This is a genomic window from Streptomyces sp. NPDC052496, assembly GCF_040679095.1.
Classification (GTDB): Bacteria; Actinomycetota; Actinomycetes; order Streptomycetales; family Streptomycetaceae; genus Streptomyces.
Window position 1 is genome coordinate 126,012 of record NZ_JBFAUH010000007.1, and the last position, 26,625, is coordinate 152,636.

Sequence of the window (26,625 nt, forward strand, 5' to 3'; positions counted from 1 at the left end):
GTTCATCCCGTGGCCGGAGGTGCCGGGCCCGGGCCGCCGGGAGGCTCGTATCTCATGAACACCGTCAAGCGCACGGGCCGCCCGGTCCTCCTCGGCCGGATCGCCGTCGCGGCCTGCGCCCCGTACCTCCTGCTCAAACTGGTGTGGATCCTGGGCTACGACATCGGCGTGGTGGACCTCCACGGCATCGGCCGGGGCACCTGGATCGCGGCCAACGTGGTCACCTTCCTGATGGACGCGGTCGCCGCCGCCGTCGCGTACACGCTCACCCGCCCGTCCGGCCTCCGCGCACCCGCCTGGCTGCTCGCCCTGCCCCTGTGGATGGCGACCGGGCTGCTCACTCCCCTGATGCTCGCGGTGCCCGCCGGTTCCGCCGTCGCCACCGTCACCGGAACCGCGAACCCGGTCACGTCCGGCGACTTCCTCCAGCCCTGGGTCTTCGTCCTCGTCTACGGCGCCTTCATCGTCGAGGGGGTCAGCCTCATGGCCGCCTTCGCGGTGTACGCGCACCGGCGCTGGGGCGCGCTGCTGCGCCGGCGGCTGGAGTCCGTGCCCGTACCCGCGCCTGAGGTACGGGCGGTCCGCCGGCTGCTCGGCGTGCCCGCGGCGCTGCTCCTGGCCGTCATCGGTGTCGTCGACGTGCTGTGGGGCCTGGGCATGCCGACGGGCGGCGGGGCGGCGGCCCTGCCCGCGCGGACCGCCGTCACGGCCGCGTCCGACATCGTCCAGGGGCTGCTGTCACTGGCCGGCGCGGCCGGGCTGGCCGCCCTGCTCTTCCCCCGCCGGGGCGTCTGGCGGCGGCTGCGTACGCGGGTGCCGCTCGCGCTGGCCTGGCTGGGGTCCGCCGCGGTGTTCGCGTGGGGCGCGACGGTGTGGCTGGCGTGGCTCGCGGCCGATGCCCTGACCGGCGGCGCCTCGCCCGCCCGCGGCCTGCCCGGCCTGTTGGGCGCCCTGGAGCTGGCCGCGGGGCTGGTCGTGCTCTGTCTCGGCGCGCTCACGCTCGCCGCGGAGGCGGCCCGCGTCCGTCCCGGCCCGCATCCGTCCTGAAGGTGCGCGGGAATGCTCCGTACCGGATGATCGTTGACGTTGGAGAACATGTACGCCGACCTAAGGATCGAATCGCTCGTGAGCAAGGTCCCCCACATCACCCTCAACAACGGCGTCGCCATGCCGCAGCTCGGCTACGGCGTCTGGCAGGTGCCGGACGACGAGGCCGCCACGGCCGTCGGCACCGCCCTGGAAGCCGGGTACCGCAGCATCGACACCGCCGCGATCTACGGCAACGAAGAGGGCACGGGGAAGGCGCTCGCCGCCTCCGGCATCGCTCGTGACGAACTCTTCGTGACGACGAAGCTCTGGAACAGCGAGCAGGGTTACGACTCGACCCTGCGCGCCTTCGACACGTCCCTCGCCAAGCTGGGCCTGGAGTACGTGGATCTGTACCTGATCCACTGGCCGATGCCCGCCAAGGACACGTACGTGGACACGTACCGGGCGTTCGAGAAGATCTACGCGGACGGCCGGGCCAAGGCCATCGGCGTCTCCAACTTCCAGCCCGCCCACCTGGAGCGGCTGCTGGGCGAGACCTCGGTCGTGCCCGCCGTCAACCAGATCGAGCTGCACCCGCAGTTCCAGCAGGCCGAGGCCCGCGGCTTCCACCGCGGGCACGGCATCGCGACCGAGGCCTGGTCGCCGCTGGGCCAGGGCAAGGACCTCCTGAAGGACGCGACCGTCACCGAGCTGGCCGGGAAGTACGAGCGCACCCCCGCGCAGATCGTGCTCCGCTGGCACCTCCAGCTCGGCAACGTCGTCATCCCGAAGTCCGTGACCCCGTCCCGGATCAAGGAGAACATCGACGTCTTCGGCTTCGAGCTGGACGACGCCGACATGGCGGCCCTCGCGGCCCTGGACTCGGGCAAGCGCCTGGGCCCGGACCCGGACACCATGAACAGCTGACGCCGCGCCCGGACCCCGGTCCGGTGCACCACCGTCCGGCGCCGCCGTCCCGTCCCGGGGCGGCGGCGCCGTCATGCTCCGGACCGGCCTCCCTCTTCTCCCCCACCCCCTCTCTCTCCTCCCAGTTCACCCCCGGTTTCCCGGTTTCCCGCGGTCCGCGGGGGACGGGAAACCCCTTGGCCCGCCGCACGGCGCGGGACGAAGGTCAGGGGTGCCGGGTCCGGGCAGTCGACGGCCCCGGGGCACCGAGAAACACAACGGAGGAGACTCACATGATCCGCTTCCCTCGCGCCGCCGCTCTCGCGGCCACCGCGGCCGCGTTCGCCCTCGCCGGCAGCGCGGCGGCCACCGCCGCCACCGCCGCGGCCCCCGCCCGGCAGTCCGCCGCCGCACCCGCGGTCCAGGCCGTCGTGTGCACGGTCAACGACAACGGCGTCAACTACCGCGGCGGCCCGGGCACCGGCTATCCGGTCCTCGGCCAGGTGAACAAGGGCCAGAAGATGAACGCGAAGGGCCGCGAAGGCTCCTGGGTCATGGGTGACCTGTGGGGCGGCCGTACCGGCGTGTGGATCCACACCGCCTACCTGGACTGCTGAGACTCAGCTCGCCGGCCCGACCACACGCCCGCACGCCGGGCCGGCGAGCTGACCACACGGCGGGACGGTGGGGGGTCTTCCCGGCCCGGGAGGGCCACCGTCCCGCCCGGTACCGGCCGGCCGCCGCTCGACCACGGCCCGCCCACCGCGCACGGGCACGCCGACGGGGGCGTGCGCGGAGGGCACGGACGTGGCCTTACGGGGGGCGGCGGCCGGCCGGTGCCGTCGCGCGTCCCGTCCCTCCCAGGGCGGGACGCTCAGGCGACGAAGACGCAGAAGGGGTGGCCCGCGGGGTCGGCGTAGACCCGGAAGGGCTCGTCGGGCCCCTGTTCGTTGTCGGACAGCAGGCGGCCGCCGAGGCTCAGGACCCGCTCGTGCTGCGCCCGCAACTCCTGGACCGACGGGACGCTCAGGTCCAGGTGGAGCTGTTGCGGCACCGGCCCTTCGGGCCACGTCGGCCGCGTCAGCCGGTCGACGTGCTGGAAGGCGAGCAGGGGCGTGGCGTCGGCGCTACGGAGCACCAGCCAGTCCCGGCCCCGCTCGTCGGGCTCGCCTGCCTCGGGCGGCTCGTCTCCCGGGGCGTACTCCAGGCCGAGCAGGGCCCGGTAGAACTCCGCGAGCCCCCGGGCGTCGGTGCTGTCCAGTACCACCTGATGCATCTTCAGCGAGTCCGCTCCAGACCATGCGATCACCTCCCGCACCAGGTGTCCCCGATGGGCCGGTCGGAAACGCCGGCGGTGCCGGCCCCGGGCCGGTACGCGCGCCGCCGGCCGTGCGGTCAGGCCGCGCGTGCCGTGTGGCAGGTCTGGGCGGAGAGCCAGAAGAGGTCCGGGCGGCGGGCGATGCCGGCCGGGTCGTCCGGGTCGAGGAGGCGGGTGAGGGTGGTGCGGTCCTCCTCGTCCAGGCCGTCGCCGTGGATCTCGGCGAAGCGGGAGAGCTGCCGGGTGATCTGGGCCCGGCCTTCGGGGGCCAGCGGGGCGGGCAGGTCGAGCAGGAAGCTGCGGCTGAGCGGGGACCGCAGGCCCGTGGCGGTCAGCATGGCGGGCCAGTCCTCGACGACGGCCCGGGCGCCGGGCAGTGCGGCGCGCATCTCGGCGAACCAGCCGTCCTGCAGCGCGTCGAGCCGGGCCTGGAAGCCGGGGCGGCCGATGCCGAAGTCACGGGGCAGGAAGCGGGGCGTGAGGCCGCCTTCGCAGACGGCGAGCAGTCCGCCCGGGCGCAGCCGGCGGGCCAGGGCGGCCACGGCGGCCTCCTGGTCGCCGACGTGGTGCAGGGCCTTGCTGGACCAGATGAGGTCCGCTTCCCCGATGCCGTCGATGTGGTCGGGCAGTTCGGCGGTCTGGGTACGGAACCGGTCGCCGAGGCCCAGCCGGGCGGCGCGGTCCCGGGCCCGTTCGAGGAGCGCCTCGGTCGGGTCCACCGCCACGATCTCGGCCTGCGGGAAGGCCTGGGCGAGCAGGCAGCTGGTGACGCCGGGGCCGCTGCCGATGTCCAGCACCCGGGCGATCTCGTCGGGGCCGGGGCCGGGCGACCGGGTCAGCAGGTCCCGCAGCCAGGTGGTGGCCTGTTCGAGGAGCGGTGTCTGGAGTTCGGCCTCGCCTTCGAGGTGGGTGGCGAGGGCTTCCCAGTCCATGTGCGCGTTGTCGTGGTGGTGTCCGTGTCCGTGGCCCTGGCCGTGGTCGTGGCCGCGGGCCGGGGCGGTGGTGTCGTGGTGGTGGTCCGTCATGGTGCGAGCGTCCGGCAGGGCGCGTCGTAAGGCAAACATCCTTGCCGGTCCGGCAAAGGACCCCGGCTCCCGGCCCGCCGGGCCGCCCACCGTAAGGTTCTGCTCCGTGGGAACTCCAGGATGGATACCGCCGACCGAGACGGAACGGCGGCTGTGTGAGGCCGGTGCGCGGGGCGACTGGGAAGGCCAGGTCGCGGCGGTGGCCGGGGAAGACCTGTATCTGCTGGTGCCCCAGCAGGGCCAGGACCCGCTGCCGGTCTACGAGGACCCGGCCGGCGGCGGTACGTGCATCCCCGTCACGACCCGCGGCATGCTGCCGCCGTGGCACCCCCAGCAGCTCTTCGACCGGGTCTCGGTGGAAGAACTGGCGCAGGACTGGCCGAACGACAAGTGGAAGCTGGCGGTCAACCCGGGTACGCCGTGCGCCGCGTACCTGCCGGCTTCCCCCGCGCACCGCGCCGCCTGGACGCGCATCCGCGCCCAGTACGGCGTCCGGCCCGGCGGGCTGCTCACCACCCACCTCGGCGGCCCGCTGCACGGGCCGCTCGCCCAGGCGCTCGCCTGCGGCGCCCCGGTCGCCGTGCACCACAGCGTGCCGTGGAACGAGCTGGGCACCGCCTTCCTCGACTACGCGGCCGACGCCCAGCAGCTGCACGAGCAGTGGTCGGTCACCGACCCGGCGTCCTGGCAGCAGCGCCTCGACCAGCTGCTCGGCGCCGGGTTCGTGCCGGCCGGGACGGAAGCGGCGCTGCGCGCCCGCGACGCGGACGGGGAGGACGGAGAGGACGGGGCCGGCGACGTGCCGGAGCTGGTGGAGAAGTACGAGGAGCGCTTCCGTACGGAGGGGCTGCTGCCCGCGGACGGGCGGGTGAAGTCGCTCGTCGCCCTGGACTACGCGCACGCCGTGGCGCTCGTCCGCCAGGGCCTCGGAGCCCGTTTCTGCGCGCCGCCCGAGGCCGAGCAGGCCGTGCTGCGCGTCGGTGAGCTGGCGCGCGCGGCGTACGGCTCCTGGCCGGAGTTCTCGGCGGGGTACGCGCTGGGCCGGGTGCTGGCCTTCGACAACGGCTGGTTCGGTACGGCGTACCAGGAGGCGGTGCACATCCACCGGGTGCTCGGGCAGGATCCGGCCTCGCCGTGGGCGAACCTGCCGTTCGCCTGACGGGTTCGCCGTTCGTGCGGCCGGGCCCGTCGCTTGTCCGGCCGTCGCTTGTCCGGCCGGGGCTGTCCGCCCGGGACTGTCCCGGTCGGGACCGTTCGACCGGGGCTGTTTCACTGTCGGGTGGGGCCCGTCCTGCCCGGCCGGGGCTGTTCCTCGTCCGGCCGAGGCGCGCTGTCAGGTGATGTCCGTGACGGTCACCGTCACGGCGACCTCCGGCGCGGCCTCGCCCGCCGTACCCAGCGCCTCCTGGACCGCCGCCGTGATGCGCGGCCGGACCGCGCGGGCCACGTCCAGGGCCCGGTGGCCGCGCCGGACCGCCAGGTGGACGCGGATCCGCCACGGTCCGGGGCCGGGGCCGCGGTCGGCCCGTACGCCGGTCACGCGGCTGTCCCGCGCGGCCGGGCCGGAACGGCGGGGGCCGGTCGCGGCCGTCCGCGCCACCGTGCCCCGGAGGAGGTCGCCCAGGCCGGGCCGCAGGAAGGCGACGCCGGGCGTGTCCTTGGCGGCGTCGGCCGCGGCCCGCAGGACGGTGGCGTGCTGCTGGGCGTCGCCGTTCCTGACGTGGCTCATGACCTGCCGCCCTCTCCGGCCCCGGGGGCCCCGCCGGAGCCGCCCGGCTCATCCTCCACGAGATCGACGACCGTGACGTCGATCTCCCCGACCTCCAGGCCCACGTCGTCCCGTGCCGCCGCGCGCACCCGTTCCCGTACCCGGTCGGCCAGGCCGGGCAACGGCCACGCGTACCCGGCCGCCAGTTCCAGCGTCACCTTCACCGGGCCCCGCGGCGCGAGCAGCGTGACGCGGCAGCTGCCCGCCTGCACGTCCGGCAGGGTCTCGGCGGCGGCGCGGAAGGACTTGGCCGCCGCGGCCTCGGTGATCCACGCGTCGTCCTCGGGGCCGCCCAGCGGCAGCGTCCGGCCCGGCCGGAGTTCGGTCCTGACCAGGTCCATCACCCGGGCGGTGAAACGTTCGGTGCGCCGGTCCTCCGCACCGCTGCCGGCTGCCGCCTCGGCGGCCTGCCGGGCTTCGCGTACGTAGCTGTCGAGGACGCCGAGGCCCGTCAGCGCCTCCTGGCAGTACGGGCACTGCGCGGCGTGCGGGTCACCGTCCCCGTCCGGGCGGCCGGCGGTGTCCGTCTCGTGTTCCTCCCACACGGACGACAGCGCGCGGCCGCACGGCAGGGTCGGGTCGTCGTGCTCACCTAGCGCCATGCGCCCATCGCCTCCGTCAGATAGCGGCGTGCTCGGAAGACCCTGCCACGGACCGCCTGGAGGCTGATGCCCACCACCGTGGCGATCTCCTCGTACGGCAGGGCGTGCAGCTCGCGCAGTACCCAGCAGGCGCGCTGTTCCGGGGTGAGTCCGTCCATCGCCCGCATCAGCGCCTCGACGGCGGCGGCCGACTCGGCCGCCCGTACGGGTGATGACGCGTGTTCGGGTGCGCTCGGCTCCGGCACCGAGTCCAGGTCCTGGGTGGGTCTGCGGGCCCGCAGCAGGTTGAGGCACCGGTTGGTGACGATGCGGTACATCCAGGTCGCGAACGCGGCGTCGCCGCGGAACTCCGGGATCCGGCGCCAGGCGCTCACGAAGGCGTCCTGCACGGCGTCCTCCGCGTCGGTGCGGCTGCCGAGCAGCCGGGTCGCGAGGCGCAGGAGCTGGGCGCTGTGGCGGCGTACGAGCACCTCGAAGGCCCCCTCGTCCCCCTCCCCGGCACGGACGGCCAGCAGGGCGTCGCTGGGTTCGGGCACGCACCGGCTCCTTCCTTCCTCTTCCATCGTGACCGGAGACGGGGAATTTGCGCCTTCTGTACGGCCTCGGGTGTTACGGGAGTCGCTGGTGTTTCCCGTCCGTTCCCGGATCCGGCCCGCAGGAAGACGCCTACCACGGCGCACCGCCGGACAGAGTGCTGCGCGCACGCTTGTACCCTGCGCAAACGGGCAGACGGAACGGGCGCCCGGCGCGCACGGCACGAGGAGAGGACGGACACACATGGGCGGGAGCGGTACGGACCGCGGGCTGCACCGACCGGGGCTCACGGCCGGCACCGGCAGGCCGCGCGAACGGAGCGCCGCGCTGCCCAGCTGGCCCCGGATCCGGACCGCGGCCCGCCGCACCCCGGTCTCCATCTGGAACGACGACGTGTCCGACTGGGCGGCCAGCCTGACGTACTACTCGGTGCTGGCCCTGCTGCCGTCGGTGATCGTCACCATCTCGCTCGTCGGCCTGGCCAACCCGGCGTCCACCGAGGAGCTGATCAACCACATCAGCGCTCTCGCCCCGGCCGGTTCGGGCGGAACCGTGCGCCGGGCCCTGGTCACCATGGCGCAGCAGCGGACCGCGGTGTGGATGCTGGTCGGCGGCGCGATGGTCAGCGCCCTGTGGTCCTCGTGCAGCTACCTGGCGGTGTTCCGGCGCGCCCTGCACGCCATGTACCGCGTCAAGGACGACCGGCCGCCGTGGCGCAAGGCGCCGCGCATCCTGGCGACGGCGCTGCTGCTGATGGCACTGCTGATCAGCAGCGCGGTGGCCCTGCTGGTCAGCGGGCCGGTCGCGCACGCGGTCGGGCGTCGCCTGGGGTTCGGCGAGGGCAGCGCCGCGGTGTGGAACCTGTTGCAGTGGCCGCTGCTGTTGCTGCTGGCCGTGGTGCTGGTGATGGTGCTCTTCCGTACGGGCCCGGCCCGTTCGCGCGGGCGGCGGGCGGTGCCCGGCGGGGTGGTCGCGGTGCTGATGTGGCTGGTGGCCTCGGCGGGCTTCACGTTCTACGCCTCGTACGTGGGCACCTTCAACCGGCTGTACGGGTCGCTCGCCGGGCCGGTCGTCTTCCTGATATGGCTGTGGTTCTCCCACCTGTCCCTGCTGAGCGGCGCCCAGTTCAACGCCGAACTGGCCCGTATGGAGAAGGCCGACGCGGCTACGGGCGACGCGGACGGCAGCGGGGACGGCAAGAAGGGCTGAGCGCGCCGCTCAGCGCGCCCCGTGGCCGGTGGCGATCTCCTCGACCCGGTGGGCCAGGGCGAAGTCGAGCGCGGTGACCGCGTGGCCGGCGCTGTGGGTGTTCACGGCGAGGGTCAGTGTGGCGTAGCCGAGGGTCAGTTCGGAGTGGTGGTTCAGCTCCTCCTGGATCTGGGCGACGTGGACGACCATCGCGGCGGCCGGCAGGTGCCGGTCGAACGTGTAGGTGCGGGTCAGGCTGCCGTCCGCGACCGACCAGCCGGGCAGCTCCGCGAGGCGGTCCTCGATCTCCTTGTCCGTCAGCGGGTCCACCGATGCGTCCATGTCGTTCCGCCTCTCCGTCACAGCGCGTGGCCGTACGTACCGCCCGTACCACCGGGCCGTCCGTGCCCTGTCGATTGCAGCAGTTCCAGCGTGGCACGCCGAGGACGCTTTCCCGCCAATGTGCGCACGGGCACGCCGCGGGCTTCCGGGGCCGGGGGGCCGCTCCTATGCTCCTGCGCCTGACGGGCCGTCCGTTACCGGGGGTAGTAGGGAGCAGCCGTGGACACCGTGGACCGTACGGAGCACCTGCACAGAGCCGGCGGCGGACAGCCCCGGCGGACCTTCCTGGGCGGGGCGGCGGCCGTGGGCGGCGCGCTCGCCCTGGGGACCGGCGGTACGGCGGCCGCCGCGCCCGCGCCCGCCGCCGGCCGGCGCCGCGCCGCGGGCCGGACCGTCGCCGTCCTCGGCGGCGGGGTGGCCGGGCTGACCGCCGCGCACGAACTGGCCGAACGCGGCTTCGGTGTCACCGTCTACGAACGCAAGCCCCGGGGCCTCGGCGGCAAGGCCCGCAGTATGGACGTACCGGACAGCGCGCGCGGCGGACGCAGGCCGCTGCCCGGCGAACACGGCTTCCGCTTCATCCCCGGCATCTACCACAACCTGCCGGACACCCTGCGCCGCATCCCGTTCCCCGGCAACGCCCACGGCTGCCACGACAACCTCGTCGCCTCCACCGAGGTGCTGTTCGCCCGCACCGGCGGCCGGGAGGACATCCGCATCCCGTTCTCCGTCGTCGGCACTCCCCCGCCCGTCCTGACCCCCGACGCGTTCCTGCGCATGCTGACCGGGCTGCTGGGGACCGCCACCCGGCTGCCCGCCCACGAGATCGCGTACTTCGCCAACCGGCTGCTGGTCTTCCTGACCAGCTGCGACCGGCGCCGGCTGGACGTCTGGGAGCACACCCCGTGGTGGCGCTACGTGCGGGCCGCGTCGATGTCGCCGGACTACCAGCGGCTGCTGGCCGTCGGCCTGACCCGCAACATCGTCGCGACCAAGGCGGAGATCGCCTCCACCCGGACCGTCGCGACCTGCGCCGAGGCGTTCGTCTTCAACCTGCTGGGCCGGGGCGCGGACGGGCAGCCCGACCGGGTGCTGAACCTGCCCACCAACGAGGCGTGGATCGACCCGTGGGTGACCCACCTGCGGTCGCTGGGCGTGCGCTTCCGGGTCGGGTGGACCGTACGGGACCTGCGGCTGTCCGGCGGCCGGATCGCGGAGGCGATCGTCACCGACCCGCAGGGCGCGCGGCAGTCCGTCGCCGCTGACCACTTCGTGCAGGCCATGCCGGTCGAGCACGCCCGTACGACCTGGAACGCCGCCGTACGGGCCGCCGACCCGCAGCTCGCGCGCTGCGACGAGCTGGCGACCGACTGGATGACGGGCATCCAGTTCTATCTGACCGAGCCGACACCCGTCATCCACGGGCACGTCAACCACATCGACTCACCGTGGTCACTGACCGCGGTCGGCCAGGCGCAGTACTGGAAGAGCCGGAACTTCCCGGCGGACTACGGGGACGGGCTGGCCGCCGACTGCCTGTCGGTGGACATCTCGGAGTGGGACCGGCCGGGCATCCTGTACGGGAAGACGGCCAAGCAGTGCACGCGTGAGGAGGTCGCGCGGGAGGTCTGGGCGCAGATGAAGGCGGGCCTCAACGACACCGGCAAGGCCGTGCTGCGGGACGCAACGCTGCACTCCTGGTTCCTGGACCCGGCCGTCGACGGGCTCGGCACGCCGCACCCGACCAACGACGAGCAGCTGCTGATCCACCCCACCGGCTCCTGGCTGAACCGGCCCACGTCCCGCACCGCGATCCCCAATCTCTTCCTCGCCGGGGACTACGTGGCCGTCGACATCGACCTGGCGACGATGGAGGGCGCCAACGCGTCCGCCCGGCAGGCCGTGAACGCGCTGCTGGACGCGGCCGGTTCCGACGCCGAGCGGTGTGCGGTGATTCCGCTGTACCGCGCGCCGGAGTTCGCGGCGCTCAGACGGCACGACGAGACGCGGCACCGGCTCGGGCTGCGTAACGCCTTCGACCTGGGGTGAGGTGGGGGGCGGGGCGCTACTGGGGTGGTGCGGGAGGCATTACCGGGGTGGTGCGGGGGGCTGAACGGTGCGAGCCGCCTTCTCCAGGAGCAGGTCCCGCTCCCGTACGTTCCGGGCCAGGGCCGCCGCCCGTTCGAACTCCTCGCGCGCCTCGGCCGCCCGCCCCAGGCGCTCCAGCAGGTCGCCCCGGACGCTCGGCAGCAGGTGGTAGCCCTTCAGGGCGGGGTCGGCGGCCAGGGCGTCCACCAGTTCCAGGGCGGCGGCGGGTCCTTCGGCCATCGAGACGGCGACGGCCCGGTTCAACTCGACCACGGGAGACGGGGTCCGGGCGAGGAGCCGGTCGTAGAGGGCGGCGATGGCGGCCCAGTCCGTCTCCTCGTAGCGGAAGGCCACCGCGTGGTGCGCGGCGATCGCGGCCTGCAGCGAGTACGGGCCGTGCCCGGCACGGTGCAGGGCGTCGACGCCGCGCCGGATGAGCATACGGTTCCACTTGGCGCGGTGCTGGTCGGCGAGCAGCACCGGCTCGCCGTCAGGCCCCGTACGGGCGGGGATGCGCGACGCCTGGAACTCCAGCAGCGCGGCCAGGCCGTGCACTTCGGGCTCGTCCGGTATCAGGTTCGCCAGGACGCGGACGAGGCGCAGCGCGTCCTCGCACAGGGCCGGGCGCACCAGGTCGTCACCGGCCGTCGCGGTGTACCCCTCGTTGAACACGAGGTAGATCACTTCGAGGACGGAGGAGAGGCGGGCCGACCGTTCGGTGCCGTACGGGACTTCGAAGGGCACCCGGGCCTCGGCGAGCGTCCGCTTGGCGCGCACGATCCGCTGCGCCACCGTGGCCTCCGCGACGAGAAAGGCCCGGGCGATCTCCGGCGTCGTCAGCCCGCCCAGGAGCCGCAGGGTGAGCGCGATGCGGGCCGGTGCGGGCAGCACGGGGTGGCAGGCGGTGAAGATCAGCCGCAGCAGGTCGTCGTCGATGTCGTCGGCGTCCGCCGGTCCGGGCGGCGGCACGTCCGTCAACGCCCGCCCGACCTCGGCCAGTTTGCGGGCGTAGGTCTCCTTGCGGCGCACGAGATCGACGGCGCGGTGCTTGGCGGTGGCCATGAGCCAGGCGCCCGGATTGTCCGGCACCCCTGACTCCGGCCACCGTTCCAGCGCGGCGACCAGGGCGTCCTGCGCGAGTTCCTCGGCGATGCCCACGTCCCGCACGATGCGGGTGACACCGGCGATGATCCGCGCGGACTCGATCCTGAACACCGTCTCGACCGTCGCGGTCGCGCTCGCTGCCGTCACGGCCACATCAGACCAGCCGTACGGAAAGGCGGCAAGCGCGGCCGGATCAGCAGTCTTCGGCGATCTCGCGGACCTCGGCGGTGACGGTCCAGTGCTCCTCGTGGACGCGCAGGAACCGGCCGGCCCACTCCAGCGCTTCGGCCTTGTCCTTGGCCTGGATCAACAAGTAGCCCCCGACGACCTCCTTGGTCTCGGTGAAGGGCCCGTCGGTCGAGGTGAGCTTGCCGCCGGACCAGGTGACCCGGGTGCCCTGGGAGGTCGGCACGAGTCCGGCGGTGTCCAGCATCACCCCGGCCTTGGTGATCTCCTCCAGCAGCGCGCCCATGCGCTCCTTGAGTTCGGGGCTGGGGCCGCCCTCGGGCACGTCGTTCTCGTCGATACGGATCAGCGTCAGGAAGCGCGGCACGGTGACTCCTCGGTCGTCCGGGCGGGGCCTCTCCCCGCCTCTCACCCCTGCGTCGAACGGGAGACCGCCGGATCGACGGACCCGCCGATTTTTTTCCGGGTATTTTTTCGGCGGCGCACCGCGGACCCCAGGGACCGGCGGCCAGGGCCCGCAGCGTATCCGGACGGACGGCATATCCGTACAGACGTACGGAATCGGTTACGGTTCCGCCATGACGACTGCTGCGGTCTCCCCGAAGACGGCGTCCGGCCCGACGACGGGTGTCGGCGCGCTGCTGCGCGAGTGGCGGGTGCGGCGCCGCGTCAGCCAGCTCGACCTGGCCCTGCGCGCCGACTCCTCCGCCCGGCACATCAGCTTCATCGAGACCGGGCGCGCCCGGCCCAGCCAGGAGATGGTGCTGCGGCTGGCCGAGCACCTCGACGTGCCCGTACGGGAACGCAACGTGCTGCTGATCGCGGCGGGTCACGCGCCCGAGTTCCCGGAGACCCCGTTGGACGACCCGTCGATGGACGCGCTGCGGACCGGCATGGAACGGCTGCTGACCGGTTACGAGCCGTTCCCCGCCCTGGTCGTCGACGCCACGTACCAGGTCGTCGCCGCGAACCGGGGCATCCAGGCGCTGCTGGCGGGCGTCGACGAGCAGCTGCTCCGGCCGCCGCTGAACGCCATGCGCATCACCCTGCACCCCGACGGGCTCGCCCCACGCATCCGCAACTTCCTGGAGTGGCGGGAGCACCTGCTCGCCCAGATGCAGCGGCAGTTGGCGGTCATGCGGTCCGCGCCGCTGCGCGCGCTCTACGAGGAGGTGAGCGGCTACCCGCTGCCCGAAGGCGGCCGGGAGACGGCCGCGGGCGGCGGGCACGCGCCGTACGCGCTGCCGATGGTGATCGAACACGACGGCCGGGTGCTGTCCTTCATCTCCACGATCGCCACCTTCAACACCCCGATGGACGTGACCGTCTCCGAACTCGCCCTGGAGACCTTCCTCCCGGCGGACCCGGAGACGGCCGGACAGCTGCGCACCTGGCTGGAGTAGCGCCCGCTCCCCCGTGGCGGGCGGCACGGACTCACATGGCGGGTACACGGTCCAGAAAGCCGGAGACCGAGCGGATCCGGCCGTCCGCCGCGAGGGCGGCCACGTCGAACCCGGCGACCGGGGCCGAACCGTCCGGCGCCACCAGCTCCCAGCCGAACCGCACCAGGTCGTGGTGCCCGTCCGGGGTGCCCAGCGGCCGGAAGACGAAGCCGGGGAACTGGGCGTGGACGGCGGCGATGACGGCGGCGAGCTGGTCGTGTCCGGCGGTGTCGGCGAGCGGGTCGGTGTAGGTGGCGTCCTCGGTGAACGCCGCGGCGACGGCTTCGGCCGTGCCGTCCCCGGCGGCGTTCCAGGCCGCGAGGTACCGGGTGACCGCGTCGGCGTAGCGGTCCGCGCCGGCCTGCTGGGACGGGGACTCCGTGTGCTGGGTCTGGGTCATGTCCGAACTCCCGTGTGTGGTCACGTGGTGGGGGCCGCGTCTCGCGCGGCCCCCGGTAGGGCCGGCTCGCGGGCCGGAGTGCGCCGGCCCGTGAACCGGTGCCTCAAAGATGCCGGGGCGCGGCGGGTGGGTCGATTACGTGGCAGGTAATGGGCCGGGACCGGGGCCGGTGGCGCGGTGCCGGGTGCGGGGGCCGTCAGGCGGCGGGGCGGGGCGGTTCGCCGTCCTGGCCGAGCAGGGCGGTGAGCGCCCGCTCGACGGCGGTGCCCGGGTCGGCGGTGAGGTGGTCCGCGCGCCAGGCGACGAAGTGGTCGGGGCGCACGAGTACGGCTCCGTCGGGCGCGAGTCCGGGGAGGGCGCCGTCGGGGACGCGGTGCGCTTCGAGGGGGATGCCGAGGGCGGCGGCCGACTGCGTGGCGGCGGCCTGCCAGGGCGCGCCCCGCGGCCCGGTGAGCAGGGACCAGTCGGCACCGGCGAGGTCGAGGGTGGAGACCCGGCCGCCTTCCGGACCGTCCTTCGGGACGTCCACGAAGCGGTGCGGAAGCCGGTGTCCTGGGCGGACGTGGTCGGAGAGCAAGTCGGGGGTGGTGGCGCCGTGGCCGTTCGGGGCGTCCGTGATGTCCGCAGCGTCCGGGTCGACGGCGCCCGACGGGTACGCGTAGCGCATCATGGCCCGGATGTAGTCCGCTGCCGCCAGCTCGTACAGGCCGTTGGGGTCGTCTCCGCCGAGGGACCGGTAACCCTGGTGCATGGTGCGGGAGAGCGCGAGGGAGGCCCGTACCGCCGCGCGGCGCTCCGGTTCGTAGGTGTCCAGCAGCCGTCCGGCGGCCTGTCCGCGCAGGACGGCGGCGAGTTTCCAGGCGAGGTTGTGACCGTCCTGGATCCCGGTGTTCATGCCGAGGCCACCGGCCGAACTCTGTACGTGCGCGGAGTCACCGGCGAGGAAGACCCGGCCGCGCCGGAAGGCCGACGCCGTGCCCACCGCCGCCTCCCAGGCGTTCACCGCCATCAGGTCGACGGACAGGTCCGGGTCGCCGACGGCGGACCGCAGCAGGGCCAGGGCGCGGTCCTCCGGAAGCGGTGCGATGCGGTCCTCGTCGTCCGGCCGGCCCGGATAGTCCATGAGGTGGGAGACCCACTGGTCACGGCCGTTCACGGAGAAGACCGTCGCGTAGACGTCCGGGTTCCGTACGAAGCACAGCTCGCGCAGGGCGTCCGTGCCGGCCGGCAGGTCCGCACGGTAGAAGGCGGTGTGCAGCCGGGCGACCACCTCGCGGTCGGGCACGGTGATGCCCAGCAGTCGCCGTACGGTGCTGTGTGCCCCGTCGGCACCGATCACGTACCGCGCGGTGACGCCGTATTCCGCGCCGGTCCCGGCATCGGCGAGCCGCACCCGTACGCCGTCCGCGTCCTGCCCGAGTCCGGTCAGGCCGACGCCGAACCGCGCGGCACCACCGCACCGCAGCAGCTCGTCGTAGGCCAGCCGCTGCACCTGAAGGTGGTTGAGCGCCAGCCGGCTGTCGACCGGGCTACAGGTCCGCAGCCACCGCACGTACGGCTCGGGGGGCGCCACATGCTGCCGTTCACCGCCCAGCGCGCTGTCCTTGAACACGGCCTGGAACGGCTCGGGGCCGTACCAGCCGGTCCGCTCCACGGCCTCCTGGAGGCCCGCCGCCCGCAGCAGTTCGAGCGTGCGGATGCTGCTCATCGCCCGTGGCGGGCCCGTGAACGGATCTCGCTTGTCCACCACGAGGGCGGGCACGCCGCGCCGGGCCAGGAACATCGCCGTGGCCAGGCCGACCGGTCCGGCGCCGGCCACGAGCACGGGGACGCTCGCGGGCAGCGGCCGCCCCGCCGTCGGCCGCTCCCGCGCCCCAAGCCGCTCACCCGTCGTCGGCCGCTCACCCACCGCCGGCCGCTCACCCGCTGCTTCCGTGCCCGTCGTTCCGGGCGCCGCTTCCGCTTCCGTCTTCGTATCGCGTATGCGCACAGCACACCGTCCTTGTCTCCGGGCCCGGCCCGGCCCGGTCCGGTCCGTCGCCGGGCTCGGTCCGCCCAGCCTGGACGCTCAAGCCGACTTGAGCGCAAGATGGGGCCGTGGCCGACGACGGTGACGACGAGCTGCGTTCGATCAGTGAGGTGGCCCGCTGCTTCGGCCTGCCGGTGTCCACGCTGCGGTACTACGACGCGCTGGGCCTGCTGCCGCCCGCCGGGCGCCGGGGGAACGTACGGCACTACGGCCGCCGGGAACTGCGCCGGCTCGCGCTCATCCAGCACCTGCACCAGGGCGGCATGCTGAGCCTCGCCGACACGGCCGCCGCGCTCGGCGAACGCGGGCCGGACGGTCACCGGCGGCCCGCGGGGCGCGCCGTGCTGACCGGTGCCATCCAGCTCATCGAGGAACGCGTGGCCGCCCTCCGGGCCGCGCAGCACCGCCTGGAGCACTTGCTGACGTGCCCGACCGAGGACCCGGTACGCGAGTGCTCGCTGCTGCGCGAGGAGCTGGACCGGTACGTGGCGGAGGCCCTGGGCTGCTGACGGCGCGTCGGCCGACGCGGTTCATTATTGACCGGTCGGTCTCGAAAGCCTAGGGTTCCTGTCATGGCACGGACCAAGGCATTCGATCCGGACGCCGCACTCCAGGCAGCCCTCGAACTGTTCTGGCAGCGCGGCTACGAGGCCACGTCGATGACCGACCTCGTCGACCACCTCGGCATCGCCCGCGCCAGCCTCTACGCGACGTTCGGCAGCAAGCACGACCTCTACCTCAAGGCCCTGGAGCGCTACAGCCGGCTCTCGGACCCGGGACTGATCGCGGAGCTGTCGCAGCCGGGGCCCGCGCTGCCCGCCGTACGGGCGCTGGTCACCCGGTTCGCGGAGGAGGCCGCCCGCGACGACCTGGGGCGCGGCTGCTTCGTGACGAACACGGCCGCTGAGCTGGCGGCGCACGACCGGCACGCCGCCCGGCAGGTGGAGGCGAGCTGGGCCGTCCTGGAGACCGCGCTGACCTCGGCACTCACCCGGGCCCAGGCTCAGGACGAGCTGCCCGCCGACCGGGATCCGCGGGCACTGGCCCGGATGCTGCTCGTCCTGATGCAGGGGCTGCGGCTGATGGGCAAGTCCGGCCAGGAGCCGGGCCGCCTGCGCGACGCGGCGGAACAGGCGCTGACGCTGCTGGACTGAGGGCCGGGGCGGGGCCTCGCGCCTCCCCCGCCTCCGCGCACCGCGGTCGCCCCCCGCACTTCCGCATCTTCGGCTCTTCGACTCTTCGGCTCTTCACGCCCTCATTCGAGACTGATCGTTCTTGTACGCGCCACCTCCAGGCACCCGCCTGGCAGCACTCGACCCACCCGAAGAAAGGCTCACCCCATGACCACCACCGCACGTTTCACCGGCAAGACCGTCCTCGTCACCGGCGGCGGCACCGGCATCGGCCGGGCGGTCGCCCTCGCGTTCGCGGAGGAGGGCGCGCGTGTCGTCGTCGCCGGGCGTACGGAAGCGCCGCTGAAGGAGACCGTCGCGCTCGTGGAGGCCGCGGGGGGCCGGGCGGCGGCCGTGACCGCCGACGTGACCCGGGGCGAGGACGTGGCCGCGCTGGTCGCGGAGACCGTGCGCCGCTTCGGCGGGCTGGACGTGGCCGTCAACAACGTCGGGGTGTTCGTGCCCCCGGCACCGACCGCCGACATCCCTGAGGAGGACTGGCGGCGCGCCCTGGACACCAACCTCACCGGCACGTTCCTGTCGATGAAGCACGAGATCGGCCATATGCGGGCGCACGGCGGCGGCGCGATCGTCAACATCGCGTCCAACCTGGGCGCGTCCCTGCGCCGCCCCGGGATCAGCGCGTACGTCGCGGCGAAGGCCGCCGTGAGCGCCCTGACCCGTAACGCCGCGCTCGACCACATCAAGGACGGCATACGCATCAACGCGGTCTCGCCCGGCAAGGTCGACACTCCCATGTCGACGCTGCCGGGCGAGACCGCGGATCAGAAGGCCGAGCGGATGCGGCGCGAGGTGCCGGCGGGCCGCTCGGCCGCCACCGCCGAGATCGCGGCGGCGGTGCTCCACCTGGCGTCCGACGCGGCGGCGTTCACCGTGGGCGCCGAACTGGTGGTGGACGGCGGCGTCACCGCCTGAGCTGTGCCGGCTCACCGGCGGCCGGGCCGGCCGCCTCCTCCTCCGCGCGCCGGCGGCGGCCCGTGCGGCGCGCCGCCATCCAGGCGTAGACGAGGATGCCGGCGAACAGGAACAGCACGCCCTGGTAGATCGCCGCGTACCCGGCGCCGGCCACCAGCCAGAAGGTGAAGCCGAAGGCGACCAGCGCGAGCGTCAGGTCCCGGGCGAAGCGGGCCGGGCGGACCTTGTCGCGCTCGCCGGTGAGCAGGAAGTAGATCTGGGCGCCCGCAGCGAGCAGATAGGGCACGGTCGCCGAGAACGTCGTGATCAGGACGAGGATCTCGAAGACGCCGCCCGCGCCGATCAGGTAGTTGATCACGGTCAGCGCGGTGGCCAGCACCGAGGCGGCCAGCACGCCGAAGGTCGGCACCCCGCGCTGCTTCTTCAGGAAAGCGGCCGGGAAGAGCCCGTCCTTGGCGGCGGCGTACGGCGACTGGGCGCTCATCAGCGTCCAGCCGTTCAGCGCGCCGACGATCGAGATGACCGCGGCGACCGCGATGACGGTGCCGCCCCACTGGCCGCCGAACATGGCGTTGACCGCGTCGGAGAACGGCGCCTTGGACTCCACCAGCTTGTCGTGCGCGACCGTGCCGAAGACCGAGACCGTGCCGAGGAGGTAGACGACGGCGGCGCCGATCGTGCCGAGGACGGTGGCGCGGCCCACGTTGCGCTCGGGGTCGCGCACCTCGCCGGCGCTCATCGCCGCGGACTCCACGCCCACGTAGCTGTAGAGCAGGATGGCCGCCGCGGCCGACATGCCGCCGATCGCGCTGCCGCTGCCCTCGTTGAACGAGCCCAGCTTGTCCGGGTCGAAGAAGAACAGCCCGACGACCGCGATGAACAGCAGCGGGACGAACTTCAGGACCGTGGAGACCAGCTGGACCGCGCCGACGTAGCGGGTGCCGGCGAAGTTGGAGAGCGCCGGGAGCCAGAGCGCGACCAGCGCCACCAGCAGGTCCATGCCCTTGGAGTCGTGCCCGGGGAAGAGCACGTGGACGTAGCCGACGGCGGCGACCGCGAGGGCCGCGTTGCTGACCCACGTCATGGTCCAGTAGGACCAGGCCGACAGGAAGCCGGCGAAGTCGCCGAACGCCTCGCGGGCGTAGACGTAGGGGCCGCCGGTGTCCGGGTGGCGCTCGGCCAGCCGTCCGAAGACCAGGGCCAGCGCGATGGCGCCGACCGTCAGGACACCGAAAGCGACCAGGCTCACGGTGCCGAAAGGGGCCACCGAGGCCGGCAGCAGGAAGATGCCGCCGCCGATGATGTTGCCCATCACTAGGCAGGTTGCGGTTCCGAGACCGAAGCGGCGGGTGTGCCGGTCGTGCATGGCTGTGGTGAGCCTCTCGTCGTGCTGTGCGGGCCCGGAGGTGCCGGGCGCCTGCTCATGGTCTTCGACCTGCAACGTTGCACAAAATCAGCGGGTTTTGTCCCGCACGGCACCGTCGGCCGGTGAAAATACTTCGGGCGCGGGCCCTCCCGGCCGCAGTTCGTCCGCCGGGCCCCCGAGGGGTATCTGCGGGCCGTCCACCTCGCGCAGCCAGCGCCGCAGGACGGCGTGGATCCGCTCCGCGCCGGCCGGCTCCGCGCCGTCGGCGGTGGGCGGGGTCAGCTCGGCGGGCCACAGCAGGAAGGGCCGGCTCTGCTCGCCGCCCAGCCCGCCGTGCGAGCCGATCTGCTCCTCGAAGGCGTGCACCGCGCCGGTGGCCGGGTCGCAGGAGGAATTGACCATGATGTCCGCGGTGTGCGGGAAGCCGTCCGTGCGCCGGACGGCGTCCACCGCGGCCGGGCCGAAGCCGTCCAGGGGGTCGGAACCGACGACGCGGCCGGTGTCGAGGTGGTGCTCGGCACCGCCGGGGCCCAGCACCACGGCCCCGTCCGCGGCGGAGCGGACGAGCAGGAAGCCGATGCCGGGGTGGTTGGCGAGGGTGGCCAGCAGCGCCGGGTGGCGGCGCTCGATCTCCTCGCGGGTGACCCGGCCCGGCAGGTCGGGGAAGGACACCAGGCCCAGGTTGCCGGAGGCCAGCACGACGGGGTCGGACGGGCCGCAGCCGTCCGCGCCCTCCGGGCGGTGCAGCGCGGCGCGGGCCGCCTCGCGTGCCTCGGCGCCGCTCGCGGTCCGCCCGGCGCGGCGGGAGACCGGCAGGCCGCAGCCGGCCCGCACCAGGTCCTCCAGGCCGAGGCCGTAGCTGTCCAGGAAGGTCGCGCCGGGGCTCTGGCCGTGGTCGGAGAGGAGCACGACGCGGTAGCGGCGGGGGGCGTACTGCGCGGCGTCGGCGATCAGCCCGACGGCGCGGTCCAGGCGGCGCAGCACCTGGTGGGTGTCGCGGTGCCGGGGGCCGGAGTGGTGCGCGACCTCGTCGTACGCGACCAGGTCGGCGTAGACGGCCGTCCGGCCGGCGAGCAGGTCGCCGATCACGGCGGCGACCACCACGTCCCGCTCCACGACGGTCGCGAAGGCCCGGATGAAGGGGTAGAGGCCGCCGCGTTTGACGCGCGGCGTCTCCCGGCGGAACCGGGACCGCAGGGATTGGCCGATCTCACGGAAGATCTCGGCGACGAAGGAGACGGCCGTACGGGTCGCGTTGGCCGGGTCGGAGAAGTACGCGAAATAGCCCGCGCGGGAGCGGTTGTGCCGGCCGCGCCGGGCCGCCACCGACATCACCAGGGCGAGCTGGTCGGCGCCGCCGCTGAAGAGGTTGCCGCGGCTCGCGCCGTCGAAGCTGAGCAGCCCGGCGTCGCCGGTGCGGGCCACCGCGCGCTGCTGGAGTTCGGCCGCGCCGCTGGGCCGGTTGCTGACGATCAGCCGGCCGGTCTCCTTCTCGTACCACCGGAAGGCGGGCAGGTCGTGGTTGCTGCCGTGCAGGATGCCGAGCTGGCTGGCGCCCGTCTGGCTGGACCAGTCCGTACGCCACGGCGTCAGCCGGTGGGTGCCGCCGAGCCAGCCGGCGAGCGTCGGCATCAGCGGCCGCTGCCCGCTCGTCGCCTCCCGCAGCACGTCGTGGCCGAGGCCGTCGAGCTGGAGGAAGACCGTGCCGGGTGCTATGGGGCCCGGGTCGCCGGGGGCGCCGCGGCGGCGGCCGTGCCGGCGGCCGGCCAGCCGCACCAGGCGTCTGCGGTACGCCTCGTCGTCCCGCACCGCGAGGAAGGTGGAGGTGGCGGACGAAGTCGCGGACATCACGGCGGCGACGATCACGGCCGTCTCGGGCGCGGCCTGGCCGCGTCCCTCGGGGATCAGGCCGAGGGCGACCAGCAGCAGGGAGCCGTTCAGGAAGAAGACCAGCAGACCGAGGACGAGGGCGGGCACCAGCAGCAGGGCGCGCACCAGCAGCGGCCAGACCAGGGCGCTGAGCAGGCCGAACGCCCCGGCACCGAAGGCGGCGGTGAGGAACGTACGGGTGAGGCTGTCGCCGCTCGCGGACTGGAGGCGGAAGTCGGGCAGCAGGGCGGCGAGCACGAGCAGCGTCAGCGAGGAGACCACCCAGACCGCGGTCACCCGCAGCAGGGCGCCGCCCGCCGTCCGCCACCGGGGCTGCCGCATCGCGCCCGCACCTCCCTCCCGCCGCTCGTCACGCTCGGACACCCGGTCCGGGCGTCACGCGTACAGCGTGTCACAGCCCACTGACAGCGCGGCCGGACGACGGCACCGACGGCCCCCGGCCGGACGACGCCGCCCCACGCACGGGCCACACCGCCTCACGCCCGCCCCGCTCCCGCCTCACGCCCGGGCCGCGCCGCCCCACGCACGGGCCACACCGCCTCACGCCCGCCCCGCTCCCGCCTCACGCCCGGGCCGCGCCGCCCCACGCCCGCCCGGCACCGCCTCACGCCCGCCCGGCGAACGGAACCTGCACGTCCGGCACGGCCCCCGCGACCCCGCCGTCCCCCGGCCGGCTCCAGAGCCCCGCCTCCGGCGAGAAGCCGTCCAGCAGGCGGCGCGCCTCGGCCCACACCTGGTCCGCGGTGTCCCGCGTGATCACGTGCAGCCGGATGCCGAAGCGCACGGTGCGCCCGGCGTCGGCGGCCGGCTTCCGTATCCACTCGATCTTCCCGGCCACGTGCCCGGGCGGTTCGCCCCAGGTCAGGTACACATCGCTGAAGGGCGCCGCGACCTCCCCGCCGCTGCCGAGGACCCGCCGAAGTAGACGGGCGGTACGGGGTCGGGGACGCGCGACGACACCCGGCCGGAACACCACCAGGCACTTCCGGGGAGCCGCCCCGTCGGCACACCGGACCCGACGAGCCGCCCCACCGACCCACCCGGCCCGACGAGCCGCCCCACCGGCCCACCCGGCCGGAAGGGCGATGAGGCAGGATCGAAGGGTGGGGCGTACGGCGGCGCGCGCCGGGCGGCCCGGGGCAATTGGTGGTGTTCCGGTCGGGAGGTCGGTGTGGCGGTGGAGGTCACCTGGTGGGGACATGCCACCGTAACGGTCGCCGATTCGGGCGTACGGGTACTGACGGACCCGCTGTTCACGCGGCGGCTGGCCCATCTGCGGCGCCGCCGGGGCGCGCTCCCGCCCCCTGCCGCGGCCCGCGCCGACGCCGTACTCGTCTCCCATCTGCACGCCGACCACCTGCACCCCGCCTCACTGGCCCGCCTCTCACCGGGCACCCGGGTGGTGGTCCCGCGCGGCGCCGTCGCCGCGGTGCCGGGGCTGCGGCGGGTGGCGGCGGCACGCGGGCTGCTGGTCACCGAGGTGCGGCCCGGTGACACGGTCGCGGTCCGCGCGGCCCGCGAGGGGCACGGCGCCGCGGAGGTGACCGTCCGCGCGGTGCACGCGGCGCACGACGGGCGCCGGCTGCCGTACGGGCCGCACCGGGTGCCCGCGCTCGGCTACGTGGTGCACGGCGCGGCGGTGACGTACTTCGCGGGCGACACCGGGCTCTTCGACACCATGGCCGAGGAGGTCGGCGCCTGTGACGTGGCGCTGCTGCCGGTGGGCGGCTGGGGCCCGTTCCTCGGGCACGGGCATCTGGACGCGCGGCGGGCGGCCGAGGCCGCGGCCCGGCTGGCGCCGGCCGGCGCGGTCCCGGTGCACTACGGCACGTACTGGCCGATCGGCCTGGACGCGGTGCGCCCGCACGAGTTCCACTCCCCCGGTGACGAGTTCGCGCGGCTGGCCGGGCGGCTGGCGCCCGGGGTGGCGGTGCACCGGCTCGCGCACGGCGAGTCCGTACGGCTGGCGGCGGCGCGGTGATCGGCGGGCTGGCGGCCGGGGTGCCCGCCGAGTCGACGCAGCAGGTGGTGGGCTACCCGTCGCTGTTCCTGCTGGTGGTGCTGGGGTCGCTGGTGCCGGTGGTGCCGACGGGCGCGGTGGTCAGCTCCGCCGCGGTGGTGGCCTTCCACCAGGGGTCGCCCTGGGCGCTGCCGGTCGTCTTCGGGGTGGCCGCGCTCGCCGCCTTCCTCGGGGACCTGGGGCTGTACTGGCTCGGACAGCGCGGCGTACGGTCCCGCAACGGATCGCGCTGGCTGGAGCGGCTGCGCGACCGCGCGGCGCCGGAACGTCTGGCCCGGGCCCGGACCAGACTGCGCGAGCACGGCGTGCTGGTGCTCGTGCTGTCGCGGCTGGTGCCGGCCGGACGGGTGCCGGTGATGCTGGCGTGCCTGCTGTCCCGGATGCCGTTGCGGCGCTTCGCCCGCGGTGACCTGCCGGCGTGTCTGGCCTGGGCGGTGACGTACCAGCTCATCGGCCTGCTGGGCGGCTCCCTGTTCAGCGAGCCGTGGCAGGGCGTGGCCGCGGCGGTCGGACTGACGCTGGTGCTCAGCGGGGCGCCCGCGGTGTGGCGGCGGCTGCGCCACGGCAGAGCCGCCTGACCGGCCGCACACGGCCACGCGGCCACGCGCCCACCCGCTCCACCCGCCCTCCGACGGCCGACCTCACCCGACCTCCGACCACCCGCCTCACCCATCCTCCGACCGCCCCTCCGACACCCCGCCTCACCCCACCTCCGACCGCTCCCCCACCCCGCCTCCCCCGGCCTCCGGCCGCGTCCCCGGCTGGGCCTCCAGCACCCGTGACCCGCCCACCGCCAGGTCCCAGAGGTCGGCGCGCGGGCGCCCGGCGGCCTCCCAGGCGGCGCGTACGCGGTGCAGCGGCTCCAGGGGCGCTTCGGCGGACAGCAGGAACGTCGACCAGTGCATCGGGGCCATCGCGCGGGCGCCCACGTCCTGACAGGCGCGGACCGCTTCCTCGGGGTCGGTGTGCACCGGCCGCAGCATCCAGCGCGGGTCGTACGCGCCGATCGGCAGCAGCGCCAGGTCGATGCCCGGGTAGCGGGCGCCGATCTCCTCGAACCAGTGGCCGTACCCGGTGTCCCCGGCGAAGTACACCCGCCGCCCGTCCGGTGCCGTCAGCACCCAGCCGCCCCACAGGGAGCGGCAGGTGTCGGTCAGGGTGCGCTTGCTCCAGTGGTGGGCGGGGACGAAGTCGAAGCGGACCGGTCCGGCGGGCCCCGGCAGTTCCACGGCCTCCCACCAGTCCAGGTCCGTGACGTGGGTGAAGCGGCGCCGGCGGGCCCAGCGGGCGAGGCCGGCGGGCACCAGGAGCGGGGTGTGCGGCGGCAGCCGTTTGAGGGTGGGCAGGTCGAGGTGGTCGTAGTGGTTGTGGCTGATGACGACGGCGTCGACGGGCGGCAGGTCCTGCCAGCGGACGCCCACCGGGGTGACGCGCGGCGGGGTGCCCAGGATCTTGCGGGACCACACGGGGTCGGTCAGTACGGTCAGGCCGCCGATGCGCAGCACCCAGCTGGCGTGGCCCGCCCAGGTGACGGCGATGTCCCGGGGGCCGGGCCGGGGCATCGGGCCCGGTTCGAAGGGGAGATCCGGGATGTCCAGGAGGGCCTGGGCGGACGGCCGCAGCTTGCCTTCGCGGGCGATCCGGGCGAGGGCGCGTACGCCGGGCAGCGGGGCGGTGAGCCGGTCGGTGAAGTCGCGGGGCCAGCTGCGGACCTCGTTCGGCGGACGGAGCGGAGCGGGTCCGGCACCGGTCGGGTGCGGGCCGGCGGCGGGCGGCAGCGGCTCGGTGAGGGAACGTTCGGTCTGTTCGGTCATCGAGGGGCTCCATTCGGTGGGCGTGACCGGCCGTGCTGCCGGTCGGGGCGGCCACCGGGGTACGGGCGGAGGCCGGGGACGAAGGCCGGAGGAGGACTGACGGGACGAAGAAGGCGGAGAAGGCGGAGGAGGCGGAGAAGGCGGAGGAGGCGGACGGGCGCAGGGGGGCGATGGGGCCGCCCGGACGGCGACGGAGCCACACCGCTACGACGGCGCGGTGTCCGCGAGCGTGGCGAGCGTGGCGGACAGCGCGCTCAACGCCTCATCCACGTGCGGGAGTCGCAGCGCGTCAGGGGCGTCGAGGACCTGCCGGCGGCGGGCGGCGTCAGGGCCGAGCAGCGCCTCGGTGCTCAGCCGTACGCGCAGCGCGCGCGGATCGTCACCGAAGCGGTGCCCGCCGCGCGCCGCCCAGGGCGCGAGGGCGCGCTCCAATTGCTCCGGGCCGGTGATGCCCCGGGCGGCCAGCGCCGGGCGCAGCGGGTCGAAGTCGGCGTAGACGTGGCTGCCCGCGTGCGGCGGGCGGCAGACGGCGCCCCCTGCGGTGAGGGCGCGGTGCAGGGCCCTGGCGAGGGCGCCGTGCGCCCGGGCGGCCATGGCGGTGCGGGCCCGTACGGGCTCCGGTTCGGTGAGCGCGTGGGCGACGGTGTTCGCGACCGGCCCGGCCATCGGTGTGCGCAGCGCCGCCAGCCGCTCCAGGACCGCGGCGCGCAGCGCGGTGCCGCGCGCGGTGTCCGGGAACCGGGCCAGCGCGGCGGGCCAGGAGGCCGGTACGAGGGTGGCCCGCAGGTCGGCCAGGACGACGACGTCGTCCGGCAGCATCTCGGCCGGGCTCAGGACGACCGTGTCGTGCGGGTCGTGCAGCAGGTCGCGGCCGGTCTCGTCGCTGACGACCCACAGTCCGTCCGCCGCTGCCGCCTCGCACACCTCGTGCACCAGCTCGGGCGGCGGGCAGGTGCCGCTGGGGTCGTCGGCGACGGAGATCAGCAGGACCCGCGGCCCCGCGCCGGTCAGCCGGGCCCGGCGTACGGCTTCCAGCAGCGTGAACGCGTCCGGTACGCCGCCGGATTCGGCCGGTACGGGGATCCGGTGCACCGCCCGGCCGAGCAGCCCGGCGGCCGGCGCGTACCACTCGGCGCAGGGGCGCGGCAGCAGCACGTCGCCGCCGGCCGCGGCGAGCAGCGCGAGGAGCAGGGCGGGCGCGCCCGGCGCGGCCAGCACCCGCTCCGGCGCGGTCGGCAGGCCGCGGCGCGCCCAGTAGTCGCAGGCGGCGGCGCGCAGCGGCCGGGAGCCGCCGGGCGGCTCGGGTTCCGTGCGGTCCGCGGCGGCGGCGAGGTGCGCGGCGAGTTCCGGGAGGACCGGCAGCCCCGCCGGCGGATCCGGCTCCGGGGCCGGATCCGGATCCAGGGCGGTCCGCTGCATCCGTACCTCCACACTCCACGGCAGGTCGATCGTGGGCCCATCACATG

The 26,625-nt window shown here is 74.6% G+C and carries 26 protein-coding genes and 1 pseudogene; 12 read left to right on the forward strand and 15 right to left on the reverse strand.

Annotated features, from left to right (window positions below; all coding sequences use genetic code 11):
• Positions 1 to 54 precede the first annotated feature (54 nt).
• The 3 genes from AB0L45_RS12070 to AB0L45_RS12080 all read left to right on the forward strand — a co-directional run bounded on the left by AB0L45_RS12070 (position 55) and on the right by AB0L45_RS12080 (position 2,552).
• The gene (locus tag AB0L45_RS12070) at positions 55 to 1,047 is read left to right on the forward strand and encodes a hypothetical protein (protein WP_365838728.1); all 993 of its coding nucleotides are present in this window, start codon (positions 55 to 57) and stop codon (positions 1,045 to 1,047) included.
• Positions 1,048 to 1,125: 78 nt separating this feature from the next.
• Positions 1,126 to 1,956 (forward strand): aldo/keto reductase, encoded by an 831-nt coding sequence (locus AB0L45_RS12075; protein ID WP_365838730.1) that lies wholly within the window; start codon positions 1,126 to 1,128, stop codon positions 1,954 to 1,956.
• A gap of 272 nt (positions 1,957 to 2,228) precedes the next feature.
• Positions 2,229 to 2,552 carry an SH3 domain-containing protein gene (locus tag AB0L45_RS12080; RefSeq protein WP_365838732.1) on the forward strand — a complete coding sequence of 108 codons (324 nt, stop codon included), beginning with the start codon at positions 2,229 to 2,231 and terminating at the stop codon, positions 2,550 to 2,552.
• 257 nt (positions 2,553 to 2,809) lie between these two features.
• Here the strand turns inward: AB0L45_RS12080 and AB0L45_RS12085 are convergent, their stop codons facing one another.
• Positions 2,810 to 3,211, reverse strand: coding sequence for a VOC family protein (locus tag AB0L45_RS12085; protein WP_365838734.1), 402 nt, complete (start codon positions 3,209 to 3,211; stop codon positions 2,810 to 2,812).
• Between the two features lie 119 nt (positions 3,212 to 3,330).
• Positions 3,331 to 4,278 carry a methyltransferase gene (locus AB0L45_RS12090; protein ID WP_365838735.1) on the reverse strand — a complete coding sequence of 316 codons (948 nt, stop codon included), beginning with the start codon at positions 4,276 to 4,278 and terminating at the stop codon, positions 3,331 to 3,333.
• A gap of 106 nt (positions 4,279 to 4,384) precedes the next feature.
• On the opposite strand from AB0L45_RS12090, the gene AB0L45_RS12095 reads away from it, so the two are divergent.
• Complete coding sequence (locus AB0L45_RS12095) at positions 4,385 to 5,437, forward strand: DUF1266 domain-containing protein (protein ID WP_365838737.1); 1,053 nt, start codon at positions 4,385 to 4,387, stop codon at positions 5,435 to 5,437.
• Positions 5,438 to 5,611: 174 nt separating this feature from the next.
• On the opposite strand, the gene AB0L45_RS12100 is transcribed toward AB0L45_RS12095, so the two are convergent.
• The 3 genes from AB0L45_RS12100 to AB0L45_RS12110 are packed head-to-tail and all read right to left on the reverse strand — an operon-like array spanning position 5,612 to position 7,184.
• Positions 5,612 to 6,007 carry a hypothetical protein gene (locus AB0L45_RS12100; protein ID WP_365838739.1) on the reverse strand — a complete coding sequence of 132 codons (396 nt, stop codon included), beginning with the start codon at positions 6,005 to 6,007 and terminating at the stop codon, positions 5,612 to 5,614.
• Positions 6,004 to 6,648: an Asp23/Gls24 family envelope stress response protein gene (locus tag AB0L45_RS12105; protein WP_365838741.1), complete on the reverse strand. Its 645-nt coding sequence runs from the start codon at positions 6,646 to 6,648 to the stop codon at positions 6,004 to 6,006. The genes AB0L45_RS12100 and AB0L45_RS12105 overlap by 4 nt, the downstream gene beginning before the upstream one ends.
• Positions 6,639 to 7,184, reverse strand: a complete 546-nt coding sequence (locus AB0L45_RS12110; protein WP_365838743.1) for a sigma-70 family RNA polymerase sigma factor — start codon at positions 7,182 to 7,184, stop codon at positions 6,639 to 6,641. Before AB0L45_RS12110 ends, AB0L45_RS12105 begins: the two co-directional genes overlap by 10 nt.
• Before the next feature lie 241 nt (positions 7,185 to 7,425).
• Between AB0L45_RS12110 and AB0L45_RS12115 the strand changes: the two genes are divergently transcribed.
• Positions 7,426 to 8,391 carry a YihY/virulence factor BrkB family protein gene (locus AB0L45_RS12115; RefSeq protein WP_365838748.1) on the forward strand — a complete coding sequence of 322 codons (966 nt, stop codon included), beginning with the start codon at positions 7,426 to 7,428 and terminating at the stop codon, positions 8,389 to 8,391.
• Positions 8,392 to 8,400: 9 nt separating this feature from the next.
• Here AB0L45_RS12115 and AB0L45_RS12120 read toward each other — a convergent pair whose 3' ends face one another.
• Positions 8,401 to 8,712, reverse strand: coding sequence for a 4a-hydroxytetrahydrobiopterin dehydratase (locus AB0L45_RS12120; RefSeq protein WP_365838750.1), 312 nt, complete (start codon positions 8,710 to 8,712; stop codon positions 8,401 to 8,403).
• Between the two features lie 219 nt (positions 8,713 to 8,931).
• Between AB0L45_RS12120 and AB0L45_RS12125 the strand changes: the two genes are divergently transcribed.
• Positions 8,932 to 10,761, forward strand: coding sequence for an FAD-dependent oxidoreductase (locus AB0L45_RS12125; protein ID WP_365838752.1), 1,830 nt, complete (start codon positions 8,932 to 8,934; stop codon positions 10,759 to 10,761).
• 39 nt (positions 10,762 to 10,800) lie between these two features.
• Here AB0L45_RS12125 and AB0L45_RS12130 read toward each other — a convergent pair whose 3' ends face one another.
• Together AB0L45_RS12130 and AB0L45_RS12135 are read right to left on the reverse strand one after the other, a co-directional pair.
• Complete coding sequence (locus tag AB0L45_RS12130) at positions 10,801 to 12,051, reverse strand: DUF6596 domain-containing protein (protein WP_365838754.1); 1,251 nt, start codon at positions 12,049 to 12,051, stop codon at positions 10,801 to 10,803.
• A 46-nt stretch (positions 12,052 to 12,097) separates the two neighbouring features.
• Positions 12,098 to 12,457 carry a YciI family protein gene (locus tag AB0L45_RS12135; protein ID WP_365838756.1) on the reverse strand — a complete coding sequence of 120 codons (360 nt, stop codon included), beginning with the start codon at positions 12,455 to 12,457 and terminating at the stop codon, positions 12,098 to 12,100.
• A gap of 211 nt (positions 12,458 to 12,668) precedes the next feature.
• Here AB0L45_RS12135 and AB0L45_RS12140 point away from each other — a divergent pair, with 211 nt between their 5' ends.
• Positions 12,669 to 13,493 carry a helix-turn-helix transcriptional regulator gene (locus AB0L45_RS12140; protein ID WP_365838758.1) on the forward strand — a complete coding sequence of 275 codons (825 nt, stop codon included), beginning with the start codon at positions 12,669 to 12,671 and terminating at the stop codon, positions 13,491 to 13,493.
• A 31-nt stretch (positions 13,494 to 13,524) separates the two neighbouring features.
• Here the strand turns inward: AB0L45_RS12140 and AB0L45_RS12145 are convergent, their stop codons facing one another.
• Positions 13,525 to 13,932 (reverse strand): nuclear transport factor 2 family protein, encoded by a 408-nt coding sequence (locus AB0L45_RS12145; protein ID WP_365838760.1) that lies wholly within the window; start codon positions 13,930 to 13,932, stop codon positions 13,525 to 13,527.
• A 196-nt stretch (positions 13,933 to 14,128) separates the two neighbouring features.
• Positions 14,129 to 15,922 (reverse strand): FAD-dependent monooxygenase, encoded by a 1,794-nt coding sequence (locus AB0L45_RS12150; RefSeq protein ID WP_365838762.1) that lies wholly within the window; start codon positions 15,920 to 15,922, stop codon positions 14,129 to 14,131.
• A 107-nt stretch (positions 15,923 to 16,029) separates the two neighbouring features.
• On the opposite strand from AB0L45_RS12150, the gene AB0L45_RS12155 reads away from it, so the two are divergent.
• From AB0L45_RS12155 to AB0L45_RS12165, 3 genes are all read left to right on the forward strand, one after another.
• Entirely contained in the window at positions 16,030 to 16,470 is a 441-nt protein-coding gene (locus AB0L45_RS12155) for a MerR family transcriptional regulator (protein ID WP_365838764.1), read from the forward strand.
• Between the two features lie 63 nt (positions 16,471 to 16,533).
• Positions 16,534 to 17,115 (forward strand): TetR family transcriptional regulator, encoded by a 582-nt coding sequence (locus AB0L45_RS12160; protein WP_365838766.1) that lies wholly within the window; start codon positions 16,534 to 16,536, stop codon positions 17,113 to 17,115.
• A 186-nt stretch (positions 17,116 to 17,301) separates the two neighbouring features.
• Positions 17,302 to 18,069: a glucose 1-dehydrogenase gene (locus AB0L45_RS12165; RefSeq protein ID WP_365838768.1), complete on the forward strand. Its 768-nt coding sequence runs from the start codon at positions 17,302 to 17,304 to the stop codon at positions 18,067 to 18,069.
• Here the strand turns inward: AB0L45_RS12165 and AB0L45_RS12170 are convergent.
• From AB0L45_RS12170 to AB0L45_RS12180, 3 genes and pseudogenes are all read right to left on the reverse strand, one after another.
• Positions 18,059 to 19,435: an amino acid permease gene (locus AB0L45_RS12170; RefSeq protein WP_365839039.1), complete on the reverse strand. Its 1,377-nt coding sequence runs from the start codon at positions 19,433 to 19,435 to the stop codon at positions 18,059 to 18,061. The genes AB0L45_RS12165 and AB0L45_RS12170 overlap by 11 nt on opposite strands.
• A gap of 87 nt (positions 19,436 to 19,522) precedes the next feature.
• Positions 19,523 to 21,646 (reverse strand): phage holin family protein, encoded by a 2,124-nt coding sequence (locus AB0L45_RS12175; protein ID WP_365838770.1) that lies wholly within the window; start codon positions 21,644 to 21,646, stop codon positions 19,523 to 19,525.
• A gap of 367 nt (positions 21,647 to 22,013) precedes the next feature.
• A pseudogene (locus AB0L45_RS12180) lies at positions 22,014 to 22,279 on the reverse strand (LLM class flavin-dependent oxidoreductase); the annotation flags it as partial.
• 217 nt (positions 22,280 to 22,496) lie between these two features.
• Between AB0L45_RS12180 and AB0L45_RS12185 the strand changes: the two are divergent.
• Positions 22,497 to 23,306, forward strand: coding sequence for an MBL fold metallo-hydrolase (locus AB0L45_RS12185; protein ID WP_365838772.1), 810 nt, complete (start codon positions 22,497 to 22,499; stop codon positions 23,304 to 23,306).
• Entirely contained in the window at positions 23,303 to 23,923 is a 621-nt protein-coding gene (locus AB0L45_RS12190) for a VTT domain-containing protein (protein WP_365838773.1), read from the forward strand. Before AB0L45_RS12185 ends, AB0L45_RS12190 begins: the two co-directional genes overlap by 4 nt.
• Before the next feature lie 123 nt (positions 23,924 to 24,046).
• Here AB0L45_RS12190 and AB0L45_RS12195 read toward each other — a convergent pair whose 3' ends face one another.
• Positions 24,047 to 25,159, reverse strand: coding sequence for an MBL fold metallo-hydrolase (locus tag AB0L45_RS12195; protein WP_365838775.1), 1,113 nt, complete (start codon positions 25,157 to 25,159; stop codon positions 24,047 to 24,049).
• A 204-nt stretch (positions 25,160 to 25,363) separates the two neighbouring features.
• The gene (locus tag AB0L45_RS12200) at positions 25,364 to 26,578 is read right to left on the reverse strand and encodes an aminotransferase class I/II-fold pyridoxal phosphate-dependent enzyme (RefSeq protein WP_365838777.1); all 1,215 of its coding nucleotides are present in this window, start codon (positions 26,576 to 26,578) and stop codon (positions 25,364 to 25,366) included.
• Positions 26,579 to 26,625: the final 47 nt, after the last annotated feature.